Consider the following 12357-nt stretch of genomic DNA (forward strand, 5'->3'; position numbering starts at 1 on the left):
CAGCCTTCGAAGGTTGCGGTGGATGGGAACAGCTTGTTTTACGCTGACGGAGACCAATGGAGCGATATCCATTGGAAAGACCTCACGAGCGGTATGGATTCCGTCATTGACTCCTACATCTTCCAACCCGAGTTGGCTGTCGACCGGACGGCTCACCGGCTATATGCGGGCGAAACGGGTATTTCCAGTTACCTGCTTAACGCCTACCAAACAACTTCCGGTGCGAAGCTGTGGTCTTTCGAGCCGGATAAGGGCGGTTATGCGTCTTCACTCTTTATCGATAACGGCGATATTTATTATGATAGGATCCGCGTAAATCCCGATTCGCGCAGCATTATTTCCACCTTCAACGGCGGAGTTTTATTTGCAGACTCTGCTTATGTGTATACGAAAACGGGAATTTATACGAAGAATGAAGGAACAACGGTTGCAACCTATGACACCCTGTATAATAATTCAACAGCCGTGGCGGATAGCAGCCGAAATGTATACAGCAATATTTTCGATTCACCCATTATCCATAAACAAGCCTTTAACCTTAATCCGTCTCCGAAAGCCATTGAATACGAGAACGTGGACGGTATGATCCATCTAAATCGCAATATTACTGCCTGGGCAATAGGAGAGAACGAAAAGTACTTATACGCAATCGCGCCAGAGGCGAACCGGCTGCTCCAGATCGATACGGAATCATGGACGGTTGCGGCCGACCGCTATGTCGGTTCCAAGCCTACGGATGTCGATATCCGTGACGGTATTCTATACATATCATTGGAAGGCAGCACGCATATTGCAAAGGTCGATACGAATCACGAAACCGACTTTATGGCGCCCATTACCGAACTGGAAGTCGGTGAGTTAACAGCGGATGTGGCGGCCGGTACGGAGAAAGTCTATTATACGAATACGGGCAGTTGGGGCCGTGTAAGTGTTTGGCAATCCGTCTACACGAACTATGCCGCCACCTACAGCGAGCCCAAGCTGACTATGAGCCCCGACGCTTCGTCATTGTGGATAGGAGAAACCGATTCATCCGGAAGTAACCTTTATAGGATGGACACGGCATCCGGACAGATTGTTCAGCATACAACCGGCGGATTCTATAGTTCGACTAAAGAAATCCTGCAAGATGACCCGTATGTTTATTATGCTGCAAGAAGATTTTCCTCCAGCGATTTAAGCCGGATTTACGGTGAGTATAAAGACGGTTATTATTACGCCCATTTATTGTTTGCGAAAGGTAATCTCGTTATCGGCAGCACCGCTTTTTACGACCGGGATACGTTCAACCCGATTTACAAGCTGCCTTTCCCGATAGGCAATGGCTACATTAAGGATGACGGATCGATTATATTGTACGGCGGAACCGGCTTACCGAGCGAAAACGGACCTTTCATCCTCTATAAATTCGATAGCCTAGAAGACATGAAATCCCAGGTAGAAGAGGGAATGAGACCGAAGGAAGCCGAATTCCTGGATGAGAATCCGGACACGTTGCGGATTGAAGGGAATATTACGTTTAGACCGGGACCGATGGATCTCTTGGTAGATCACTACGAAATCAATTATTATGATATTTCCAATCAAAGAGTAGCTGCGACACGTCGGGATTCTATTTATCCCTATCAGCGTCAACCGGACGGTTCTTATTCTTATTCCATTTGGCAGCAGACCCTTCCACCTGAAGTAAATAAAATCGGAATTGTACCGGTGACCAGAGATGGAATAAGAATGGAAGGCGCCAAGTTGCTTATACGGCTTTGGGATTTCCCTGCCTACTTTGTTGGTAATGCAATTTTAACGGATACTGATCCTGCACCGGGTGTGATCGAAGGCAAGGTGAGCTTTGCGCGTGCGGACGATGAGAGGGCCGGCGATCGCTATGCTGTCTATTTTGCTGATGAAAATGGTTTTCTCGGCGATCCAATCGGGTCGGTTGCCGCTTCCGGTAAACCCGGTTACGAACTTGGCATTCCGAAAGGAACAGCAGTACCGGAAGGGGCTTATATGCTTGCCATTCAGATGCTCGATCAGGATGGACTTGAAGCGCCAGGTTATGTTTTGACCGAGATCCCCGACCTGATGACCCTTGCCCCGGCCGCTGAGCAAATAACCGTCTTCAATGAACCGCCGGGAGCGTCCGATAAAATAACCGTAACCGGCCTTCATGCAGGCGACTTAGTCAAAGCGTATAAAGATAACGGAGAATTGTACGGTCAGGTTTCGGTTGCAACCGGAAGCACATCCGCTGTTATCTCGGGTTTAGCTCTTGATGAGAATGAAAGGCTGTTATATGTTACGGTTACAACGCCAGGCAAGAAAGAAAGCTTCCCGGTCTATAATACGTATCCTCCGTTTGGCGGGACGGGAGGAGGCGCGCCTGTAGTACCTGCACCCGGAGGAGGCGTGCCTGTAGTACCTGCACCTGTAGTACCTGAACCGGGAGTAGGTGGTCCTGTTACACCTGCGCCTGGAGGCGGAGCACCTGTTACACCTGCACCTGGAGGCGGAGCGCCAGTTACACCTGCACCTGGAGGAGGTACGCCGGTTACACCTGCACCTGGAGGCGGAACGCCTGTTACACCTGCACCTGGAGGCGGAGCGCCTGTTGCTCCTGCACCAGGTGGGGGCACACCTGTTGTACCTGTACCTGGAGGCGGAACACCCGACGGCGATCCTGGGGGAGATACAGGCGCGCAGGTTCCTCAAGCTCACGAATCCGGAACAGTTGCTCTAGTCAAGATGGGTAAATCCGCAGACGGAGCATCCTTGGCTGCGGTAACGCTTAACGATGCAGCACTCGATGCCGAATTGAAAAAAGGGAGCAGCGAATCAAATGAACTGAAGCTTAAGGTGAGCAATCCGGCGGATGAAATTCAAGTCACGCTGCGCGGCGATCAGCTGACCAAATTGATGCAATCGAAGGAAAAAGCGTGGGTTCATATTGAAGCCGATGATTCCGGTTTCGTTCTTCCGGCTTCGGCCCTGAAAGCAACCGGCATGAAGATCGACGGGGAAGACCGTGTTGTGGTCAGCATTCGAAAACTGACGGAAGCGGCTGCTGCCCATAAATCGCTGGATAAACAATCGTTTCAAGCGGTAGCCCCGCTGTTCGACTTCTCGATCCGAATCAAGAAAGCGGCAGGCCGTTTGATTGAAATCAACAATACAGCTGTCTATTTAGGGCATATCATCAGGTTCAAGTTATCAAGCGCGCCTGTCGAGACGTTATCGGCCGTCACCATCGATCCGGTCACCGGCACCGTATCGCCCGTCCCTGCGACATTCAAGCAGGAAGGAGACATTGTAACGGCGACCATATATCGCAAAGGCAACTCCGTTTATTCCATTGTTACCAATAAAACCGGGTTTAATGATTTGAAGCCGTCGGATTTCGCCCGGAATGCCATCGATAAAATGGCCACCCGCATGGTCATTCGCGGTTATACGGATGGTTCATTCAAACCTGATGGTTCTGTGACCCGCGCCGAGTTCGCTTCTATGTTGATCAAAGCGCTTGGCATTGTGCCTTCTGCCGAATCTTCCGCCTTTAAAGATGTGAAGAAGGGAGCCTGGTATTATGATGCCGTTTCTGCAGGCGTTCGCACCGGTCTCTTGAAAGGTTATACGGACGGTAATTTCCGGCCGAATCAAACCATCACACAACAGGAGATGGCAGTCGTTTTGTACAAGGCTTTAACCTATGGCGGTTATGAACAGCAAAGTTCGGGAACCAAGCAGTTATTCGACACAGACAAAGGTTATGATGCCTGGTCGGAGCAAGCCGTAGATACTTTGCTTCGGGAGGGTATCTTAAACAAGAGTGAACCATTTAAGATAGAAGCCGACAAGAAGTCGACACGCGCCGAGAGCGCGGAGCTATTGTATCGGGTGCTGAAGACGTTAAAGATGATTTAACGATATATGACGGATATCGGCCTTAAGTTTCGGTCGGTATCCGTTTTTTTATCCGGGAGTTGATTTAAAGGCTAAACGCTGCTTGACAATAGGATGTTCACCTTATCGTAATATCCATCCAATGGAAACCATTGTGCTAAAATAAAGAAAATCGAAAAGGGAAGCGGCTCGAAAGGAGGAAACGATGCTTTTTCTCACCAAATTTTTAATGCGAATCGTACGAATGAACAATAACTTTATTTTTGGCGTTTCCGTGCTCTTCATTGCCTGCAGTTCCTTATTGGCTTATGAACTGGAGCCGGAGACGTTTGGGAACCGCTTTAATGGCTTATGGTGGGTCATGACAACGGTGACAACGGTCGGATACGGGGACTACTACCCCCATACCGCAGCGGGCAAAATGTTGGGTATGGTCGTATACATATTTGGCATCGGGCTTATTTCCGTTACGATCAGCAAAATTGTGGATGCTATGTTTATGTACCAACGCAAGAAGGAGGAAGGCAAATTGCGGTATGTCGGGCAAAATCATTTTGTCATTATTGATTGGAGCAAGCACGCGGAGAATGCCATTAAAGAAATTTTGGACACGGATCCGCAGGCGGAGATTGTTCTGATCGATCTGCTTGAGAAATCCCCGCTTTTCCATGACCGCGTTCATTATGTTCAAGGGAACGCCATGCAATTGGAGACGTTAGAGATGGCCAACATGTCCAAGGCCAGGGCCGTCTTCATTTTTGCCGATGAGGTAACTCAATTTCAGGATACGGTGCGGGATCCATCCTTTATTGATGGAAAAACACTGCTGATCGCGACCATGATTGAACGAAATTTTGGCCATGTATATACCATTGCCGAGGTTAGAAATAAAGAAAATGTTCCGAATTTCCAACATATCCGGATCGATGAGTTTATTTTTGGAAGCGAAACGATCTCCCAATTGGCTGTACGCAGCGCATTTAACCCCGGGAGCTCGAAAATTCTTACGCAGCTGTTAACCCGTTCCTATGGCGAAGATCTTTACGAAATTTCAAAGGATAAGCGCTGGCTGACTTTTAATGATGCATTTCAGGATTTGCTGAGCAAAGGGGCGACATTAATTTCCGACGGCGAAAACCTCAACATCAGCAAGAGGCTTCATGAAGAGATTCCGGCAAATGCACGGTTGTTTGTGATTTGCGACAAGGAAACGTATCAACGGTTGACGTTATAATTCTGATTCCAAAAATTGCTTTAAAAAAAGATTGACACCTCGTTGCGCTAACTTTATTATAGTCTCAGAAGATGTAACCATTCAAGTTACAATGAAGGGGGGTGACGGTCATCAAGATCAGCAGCCGGTTTACCGTAGGCGTTCATATTTTATCGCTTGTTTCGATTCAGCAGTCCAAGGTGCTCTGCACATCCGAGTGGATCGCGGGTAGCGTTAATACGAATCCGGTCGTCATCCGCAAAATTATGGGAATGCTGAAAAAGGCCGGTCTGCTCGAAATACGCCGGGGAACAGGAGGCGCCTTTCTTCGCAAGCCGCTGAGTGAGATTAAACTGCTCGATATTTATAAAGCGGTTGAAGTGGTGGAGGAAGGAGAGCTGTTTCAGTTCCATGATCACCCCAATCCGGATTGTCCGGTCGGCGCCAACATTGGAGCGGTGCTCGAGATCGTGCTGCTGCGCGCGCAGGAAGCGATGGAACAGGTTCTGGCAAACATTTACCTGGATGATATCGTCACCTCCTTAAACAAAAAAATCGGCATCTGATGCCTATTTTTTTAATCGAGATGTAACTATAATGGGTACAACGACAATAAACCGGAAAGGAGATTCAACAAGATTATGTCATTGAAAATAAGCGTCTATTCCGATTATGTTTGTCCGTTCTGTTATCTGGCTAAAGCTCCTTTTGAGGAAGCGATTCGCGGAAAAGACGTGGAAGTGGAATGGAAGCCGTTCGAGCTTCGTCCAAGTCCCGCTCCGCAACTGGATCCGGTTAACGATCCCCAAAAACGGGCCGCGTGGGATTCCTATATCGCGCCTGCAGCTGCAAAGTGGGGCGTAGAGATGAAGCTGCCGAACGTTTCGCCGCATCCATATACCGGTTTGGCGTTCGAGGGGTTCCATTTTGCCGCAGCAAAGGGAAAAGGCGAAGCTTACAACAACCGGATTTTCAAAGCCTTTTTTCAGGAGGAGCAAAATATTGGAGAGCTCGATATTTTGACTCGACTGGCGGGAGAAATCGGTTTGGATGAAGCGGAATTTCGGCAGGCGCTGCAAGCAGGGACTTATCGGGACGCTCAGCGGGAGGCGCTTCAGCATGCCTTCGAGGAAGCCCGAATAACGGCCGTTCCTACCTTTATCATCGGCGAAGAACGATTGCAGGGCGCCGCAGGCAAGGACGTGTTCGAGCAAGTGCTCGCGAAGGAATTGAGCAAACGGACTGCGGATGCGCCGGCTGGCCTGAGCTGCGACGTGAATGGCAGCTGCTAACCGCAGCGGGCAATCTGTCGAATCGAGATGATAACCTGCTAACCGAATGACAATTGCTAAACCGTAACTGAAAACCGCAACCTATTTTAAATAAAATTGGAGGTTTTACGTATGAAAATCGGAATTATCGGAGCAAGCGGCAAAGCCGGAAGCCTTATTTTGAAGGAAGCGGTATCCAGAGGGCACGAAGTGACGGCAATCGTTCGGGACGCGGCCAAAGCGGATGCCGAATCGGCGGCGGTTCTCGAAAAGGATATTTTTGCATTAACGGCAGCCGATATTCAGCCGTTTGACGTGGTCGTCAACGCTTTCGGAGCGCCACTCGGGCAGGAGCATCTTCATGTCGAAGCGGGACGCGTATTAATCGGCGCGCTGCAGGGAGCACCCGCTACGAAATTGATCGTCGTTGGGGGAGCGGGAAGCTTATATGTCGACGAAGCGAAGATCGTCCGTTTGGTCGATACGCCGGAGTTCCCTGAAATATTCAAGGCAACCGCCACAAACCAATTAACAAATCTGGATGAACTGATCAGCTCGACCGGCATCAAGTGGACGTTTATTAGCCCGTCAGCCTATTTCAATCCGGAGGGCAAGCGTACGGGAACGTACACGAAAGGCAAAGACCATCTGCTTGTCAATGCGAAAGGCGAAAGCTACGTCAGCTACGCCGACTATGCCATTGCCGTCGTCGATGAGATTGAACACCCGCAGCACGAGAATGAACGATTCACGCTCGTTTCTGAAGCTGAATAGTATCATAGCAGCGACAAAGTACCAAATGATAAGCTGACTTCGACGGTAATCCATCCATCGAAAGTCAGCTTATTTCATTTTTATTTGGTTTCGTTCCAAGTCGTATCTCGTTGTCAGCCGCATCGCACCCCTCTCGTCGGAATCGGGTCACTGTTCAATAAACCCGCCGCAGGAGCACCCAGCCCCGGTAAGTCCAGCGTAAAAGCGGGTTAAAGATAGGCTCCTTGCCCGACCATCCAAGCTTCGATGTAATCGGCCACTTCTTCCCAGCCCGGCTGCGCAATGATCCAGTGCGTGCGGCCGGGGAATTCCTTGAAATCCGTCACGGCCCCGGACTTGTACAGACGATAATTTTTGCGGACCATCGCAGCGGGGACAATGCGGTCAAACTCTCCGGCGATGATCAGCAGCGGCCCGCGGTTTCCGTTATTGAAATTGACCGCAGCCGGACTTTTTGGACTGAGTGCCGACAGTGCGGCTTGAAAAAAGATCCGGCTCGTCTCCGGTACGACGTGCTGCTCGTAAGCCAGCTCCTGCTCAGCCTTCGGCAACGTATGGACAAAAGAGTACTTGAATTCCTTTAACGACAGCATCCCGGTTTTGCGCCACGGTTTGGACAGGATACTTCCTACCGATTTGACAACGGTCGGATAGGTGCCGGCGATGATGCCCCGGGGTGCGGCCGGGTCGATGGCAATTCCCATCAGTCCGAGATCCCGGTCCATGAGCAGCTGCGTCAGCAGCCCGCCGAAGGAATGGCCGATCAGAATCGGTTTTTCGGGCAGCGCGCGTATAATTTTGGCATAATGTTCCGTCAGCAGTTCCAATGTGATCCGGCTTAATAGCGGAGATGGATCTGCCCGCAGTACTGCCGGCTCTTGTTCATGAAACGGCCATGCAGGAGCCAGAGTAGGATAACCCTTTGCCGTAAAATAACGGATCATCGGATCCCAGGATTTGGGAGTCATAAAAGCTCCATGAATAAAAAGAATCGTCGGTTTTTTCATGTTAATCTCTCCTTAAAGTTTTGTGAAGTTAGGCTACTTGCCTGATCATCGCAACAAAAACTGCTTCGAAAGCATTCGCTTAAGTTTTTGTGAAGCTTGCCTGCATGCTTGATCATCGCAACAAAAACTGCTTCGGAAGCATTCGCTTCGCTATTTAACCTACTAGTAGGTAGGTATTGGTTAAAAAAAATATTTACTTCTCTTTACCGGAACGTGCCGCGTTTAGTTGATCTAATATTTGGCTGGAAATAGCCTGAAATTGGGTTCCGTCATTAAACGTTCTCGCGGCAAGCATTCCTCCGTGAACGGCGGCCAAAATCATCGCAGCATCTTCTTCAAAGGAGCGGCCGGATCGTTCATACTGCTTGGCCTCGGAAGCTTCCCGAAGCAAATTGGCAATCCATCCGGTTAATTCCTGGAAATGCGCTTGAACTTCGCCGCGGACTTCTTCCGGTAAAATCGGAATTTCGGATGCAAGCTGTGCGCATAGACAAATATCAATCGCCTTGTCCTGCAGACATGCGTTCCAATAGTTCAGGTAATGTTCCAGCTTCTTGCGCGGATCATCGGTTAACGAGTCAAGCTGCGATAAGTTGCTTCGCACCCCGCCGCGGTAATGCTGAACGACCTTCTGCACCAGGTTATCCTTTGAAGGAAAATGATAATGGATGCTGGCCTTCTGGATGCCGATGACATCCGCAATGTCCGCGTAGCTGAACGCGCTGTACCCCCTTTCAAGCATCAGTCGGTGAGCTACGCTCACGATTTGCTCCGCTCGGTTCATGTTTATCACCTCAAAGTCATTCTACTTACTGGTAGGTAGAATGTCAACCCTAATTTTTAGTTCGTTCTCGAAGCAGCTCATACGTTTTTCGGGCGATCAACAGCGCTTCATCTGCGGGAATGACAAGCACGCTCACGCCCGAGTCGGCCGAAGAAATGACTTGTTCCGCCGGAGCCGGCGGCTCGCCTTCTCCGAAAGGACCGGTCCCGTTCATCGCATCGTCGAGCCGGATACCGGCGTAGGACAGCTGCCGGCAAATTCGGGCGCGCATGGCGGCGCAGCCCTCTCCAACGTCTCCGGTAAATACGAGCGCGTCGATCCCGTTCATCGCCGCCGCATAGGCGCCGATATATTTGATTATCCGGTACTCATACATATCCAATGCAAGCTGTGCGGACGAATTGCCGCCGCCGGCCGCTGCGATTAATTCTGGAACGTCGCCGCTAATGCCGGAAATGCCTGACAGTCCGCTATGTTTATGGAGCAGGGAGCTGATTTCGTTCGCCGTCAGATCTTCTTTCCTCATCAGAAACAGAAGAACCGCAGGATCGAGATCGCCGGATTGCGTTCCGGTCATCAAGCCTTCCAAAGGCGTCATGCCCATGCTCGTATCGACCGAACGGCCGAACTCAACCGCGGTGCAGCTCGCTTCGTTCCCGATATGGCACGATACGATTTTCAATTGTTCCAGAGGAACGTTCAGCATTCCGGCCGCCCTGCGGCTGACGTACTCATGCGTGCTTCCGTGGAAGCCGTATTTCCGGATGCCGTGTTTGCGGTACAGCGCGTTCGGAATGGCATATCGATAAGCCCGGGACGGCATCGTTTGATGAAAAGCGCTATCGAAAACGGCGACCTGGGGCGTGTCCGCCAAATATTTTTGGACCGCGGAGACCCCTTTCATTTGCGGAGGATTGTGAAGCGGCGCAAGATCGTACAGCTGCTTAATCTTGATCTTCACATCTCCGTCGATCAGAACCGCCGATTTGAAAAATTCGCCGCCGTGCGCGATGCGGTGCCCGACAGCATGAATGTCATGCACGCTTTGAACGGCGCCGTCGGCCCGGTCCGATAACACGCGCAGCAAAAAAGAGACCGCCGCATCATGATCGGCCAGCTCCCGCGTTTCCATTCCGACTGCACCGTCACGCCGTTGTGAGGTATAGAGAGCGTCACCCGTACCGATGCGTTCGATGCTCCCTTTGACGATCCATGCCTCACTGGGCATATCTAACAATTGATAATGAAGCGATGAGCTCCCGGAATGAATGACGAGAATGTTCATAGCGGCTTTTCTCCTCCATGGCATAAAAGCAACCGGTACCGCTATATCGTGCTGGCAGGGGGCGATCGCCGGTTGATTTTATAAGATATAAGGTCTACTACTACAATTGAATTAAAAAAATGAAAGCGTATCCATTAAAGACGGGCGCGAAGTCGAAGGAACCGCCTTTCGATCGGTACAAATCGTCATGCGAAAAAACGGATTGGCGAACGTTCGGCAACCGTATGGAAGAATTATACATCTGCCCGTCGGCGGCGGTCAATTCCTGCGCTGCATGGCGGCTCTCAGATGTGACGGATTGTACTTCGCTTCCGGCAAAAAGAAGGTAAGCTGGTATCAACACCAACGAAGCGGAGGGAGTTCATATGGGCTTCGCGAAACCGGAACAGATCGCACAGCTTGCCGTGGAGGCAGGCGTCAAAAAAGCAAACATGCCGCTCCGCTCTCAAATCCCGCTCGGATTCGCAGCCGGCGCCTTTATCGCGCTCGGGTTTCTGCTCGCGATCCGCGTCAGCGCAGCTCTGCCTGCCGAATGGGGGGGCCTTAACAGCTTGCTCGGGGCCGCCGTGTTTCCGCTCGGTCTCATTCTTTGCCTCGCAGCCGGAGGCGAGCTGCTGACCGGCAACATGATGGCGCTGCCGATGGCCTGTTACGCTGGCAAGGTGTCCGTCAGGCGCTGGCTCGCCAATTGGGCGGTCATTACGGCCGGCAATTTTCTGGGCGCTCTGTACATCGCTTATTTATTCGGACATTTGGGCGGTATGACGGAGCACGGCCCCTACTTGGCGAGAACGGCGCTGCTGGCCCGCAGCAAGCTGGACGAACCGCTGGGCATCGCCTTCATCTCGGGGATCGGGTGCAACTGGCTCGTGTCGTCGGCGGTGTGGATGGCTTACGGTTCCAAGGATGGGGCGGGAATGATTGCGGCGGTCTGGTTTCCAACGATGGCGTTCGTGGCGCTTGGCTTCCAGCATGTCGTCGCCAACATGTTCCTGCTGCCGGCCGCGATTATGGCAGGGCAGGCGACTTGGCTGGAATATGCGCGAAATTTCGTACCCGTGTACTTGGGCAACGCCGCGGGCGGATGCTTGTTTGTAGCCGGAATTTACGGGACGGCTTACTTGAAAAAAGACTGATGCGAGAAGGAGCCGACATTTGCTACATCCGGCAAATTTCTTTCGGACAGCTTTCGCAGCGGCAAATATCTCTTAAATAATTGAGGTTGCGAATGACGATATGTCCTTCTTCCATGGAGATGACGTCCTCCTTCTTCATATCGCTCAGCATCCGGTTCACATTTTCCCGGGTCGTGCCGATCATGTCCGCCATCTCGGTATTGGTCATTTTCATCCCGATTATAATACCGTTGTCGCCCGGCTGCCCGTACGTATTGCCGAGGCGGATCAGAAGCGAGCAGAGCGCCCCCGGCTTTCCGAACATCATCAGATCGCGGAATTTCGTCTGCGTTCGCCGGTGCATCAGCCCCATAAACTTCATAAACTCGATCGCCAAATCCCCGTGCTGCCACAGCAGTACTTCAAGATCCTTTTGCTGAATGATGCCGATTTCGCTGTCTTCCGTCACTTCGGCGTTAAATCCGTGCACGGAATCGCGGAACGGATCGACCTGCCCGAACAAATCGCCCTGCAGATGCAAATACAGCGTCAGCGTACGGCCGTTGTCAGCCGATTTTGTGATGCGCACCTGGCCTTTTTTCACATAATACAATTTGTCCGCCGCATCGCCTTCCCAGAACAGATACGAACCGGCCCGAGCCGATTTCGCATACATGACCCCTTGCAGCCGCTCCATATTTTCCTCTGAAAAAAACGTCGCAATTCCGCTGTTCAAAGCAGCGGCCGTTTCTTCGATCAGCGTGGTGCCCCTTTGTCCGTTCCTCATTCGCCAACGCCTCCTTGGTTGTTCTGCATTCATTGTAAACGATGCCGCCGGGCCGCCGCATCGGGGGAGGGCCGGAATTTGCGCAGGGGAAAATCCTGATTCGGGAAAGGCGTTTCCGAGGGAAACCGGCTCTCAAGCCGAGGCGATTCCCTCATCACGTTTTAAGGGGATTCCCTAACTTACAAATGGTTTGCAACTCTTTACAATAGACCTATGCGAATTGT

At 51.2% G+C, this 12357-nt stretch carries 9 protein-coding genes and 1 pseudogene; 6 read left to right on the forward strand and 4 right to left on the reverse strand.

Annotated elements, in window-relative coordinates:
- Positions 1–381 precede the first annotated feature (381 nt).
- From VN24_RS13350 to VN24_RS13370, 5 genes and pseudogenes are all read left to right on the forward strand, one after another.
- The gene (locus tag VN24_RS13350) at positions 382–3918 is read left to right on the forward strand and encodes an S-layer homology domain-containing protein (protein ID WP_148505237.1); all 3537 of its coding nucleotides are present in this window, start codon (positions 382–384) and stop codon (positions 3916–3918) included.
- A 178-nt stretch (positions 3919–4096) separates the two neighbouring features.
- Positions 4097–5131 (forward strand): annotated as a pseudogene (locus tag VN24_RS13355) (potassium channel family protein); the annotation flags it as partial.
- A 110-nt stretch (positions 5132–5241) separates the two neighbouring features.
- Complete coding sequence (locus VN24_RS13360) at positions 5242–5676, forward strand: Rrf2 family transcriptional regulator (RefSeq protein ID WP_045673265.1); 435 nt, start codon at positions 5242–5244, stop codon at positions 5674–5676.
- A gap of 75 nt (positions 5677–5751) precedes the next feature.
- A complete protein-coding gene (locus tag VN24_RS13365; RefSeq protein WP_045670806.1) occupies positions 5752–6402 on the forward strand; it encodes a DsbA family oxidoreductase in 651 nt (216 codons plus the stop codon).
- Between the two features lie 111 nt (positions 6403–6513).
- On the forward strand, positions 6514–7155 hold the full coding sequence (locus VN24_RS13370; RefSeq protein ID WP_045670807.1) for an NAD(P)-dependent oxidoreductase: 642 nt from the start codon (positions 6514–6516) through the stop codon (positions 7153–7155).
- 209 nt (positions 7156–7364) lie between these two features.
- Here VN24_RS13370 and VN24_RS13375 read toward each other — a convergent pair whose 3' ends face one another.
- From VN24_RS13375 to VN24_RS13385, 3 genes are all read right to left on the reverse strand, one after another.
- Entirely contained in the window at positions 7365–8162 is a 798-nt protein-coding gene (locus tag VN24_RS13375) for an alpha/beta hydrolase (RefSeq protein WP_045670808.1), read from the reverse strand.
- A 193-nt stretch (positions 8163–8355) separates the two neighbouring features.
- Complete coding sequence (locus VN24_RS13380; protein ID WP_052702931.1) at positions 8356–8946, reverse strand: TetR/AcrR family transcriptional regulator; 591 nt, start codon at positions 8944–8946, stop codon at positions 8356–8358.
- Between the two features lie 49 nt (positions 8947–8995).
- Positions 8996–10231 (reverse strand): acetate/propionate family kinase, encoded by a 1236-nt coding sequence (locus VN24_RS13385; protein WP_045670810.1) that lies wholly within the window; start codon positions 10229–10231, stop codon positions 8996–8998.
- 365 nt (positions 10232–10596) lie between these two features.
- Between VN24_RS13385 and VN24_RS13390 the strand changes: the two genes are divergently transcribed.
- Positions 10597–11367: a formate/nitrite transporter family protein gene (locus VN24_RS13390; RefSeq protein ID WP_045670811.1), complete on the forward strand. Its 771-nt coding sequence runs from the start codon at positions 10597–10599 to the stop codon at positions 11365–11367.
- 22 nt (positions 11368–11389) lie between these two features.
- Here VN24_RS13390 and VN24_RS13395 read toward each other — a convergent pair whose 3' ends face one another.
- Positions 11390–12133: a Crp/Fnr family transcriptional regulator gene (locus VN24_RS13395; protein WP_082083753.1), complete on the reverse strand. Its 744-nt coding sequence runs from the start codon at positions 12131–12133 to the stop codon at positions 11390–11392.
- Positions 12134–12357: the final 224 nt, after the last annotated feature.

This window comes from Paenibacillus beijingensis, assembly GCF_000961095.1.
GTDB lineage: Bacteria > Bacillota > Bacilli > Paenibacillales > Paenibacillaceae > Paenibacillus_O > Paenibacillus_O beijingensis.

Coding starts and splice junctions, on each gene's coding strand:
- VN24_RS13385 (WP_045670810.1), bottom strand. CDS start 10,231: ATGAACATTCTCGTCATTCATTCCGGGAGCTCATCGCTTCATTATCAA.
- VN24_RS13395 (WP_082083753.1), bottom strand. CDS start 12,133: ATGAGGAACGGACAAAGGGGCACCACGCTGATCGAAGAAACGGCCGCT.
- VN24_RS13390 (WP_045670811.1), top strand. CDS start 10,597: ATGGGCTTCGCGAAACCGGAACAGATCGCACAGCTTGCCGTGGAGGCA.
- VN24_RS13375 (WP_045670808.1), bottom strand. CDS start 8,162: ATGAAAAAACCGACGATTCTTTTTATTCATGGAGCTTTTATGACTCCC.
- VN24_RS13380 (WP_052702931.1), bottom strand. CDS start 8,946: ATGAACCGAGCGGAGCAAATCGTGAGCGTAGCTCACCGACTGATGCTT.
- VN24_RS13370 (WP_045670807.1), top strand. CDS start 6,514: ATGAAAATCGGAATTATCGGAGCAAGCGGCAAAGCCGGAAGCCTTATT.
- VN24_RS13365 (WP_045670806.1), top strand. CDS start 5,752: ATGTCATTGAAAATAAGCGTCTATTCCGATTATGTTTGTCCGTTCTGT.